Origin of the sequence: Gilliamella sp. Pas-s25 (genome assembly GCF_009795885.1) — a bacterium.
In the GTDB taxonomy this organism is placed as follows: Bacteria; Pseudomonadota; Gammaproteobacteria; order Enterobacterales; family Orbaceae; genus Gilliamella.
Genome location: NZ_WTEV01000108.1, coordinates 1 through 203, shown reverse-complemented (window position 1 = coordinate 203; position 203 = coordinate 1). Strand labels below are relative to the sequence as shown.

1 pseudogene is annotated in these 203 nt (G+C 42.4%); it reads left to right on the top strand.

Annotated elements, in window-relative coordinates:
- A pseudogene (locus GQ593_RS13530) lies at positions 1-203 on the top strand (IS3 family transposase); the annotation flags it as partial.

Here is a 203-nt window from a genome sequence, read left to right as displayed (position 1 = left end):
CCGGAAAGACTATCAGTACCGAATAAATCAGGTGAATGCTGGTCAATGGATTTTATGAGTGATAGTAGCCGTAATCAACGTCGCTTTAGGACATTCAATGTCATCGATGACTTTAATCGTGAGGCGCTAGGCATTGATATTGCAGTCAGCTTACCGGCAGGGAGAATTATCCGTTATTTAGATAAACTGGCCGAATATCATGG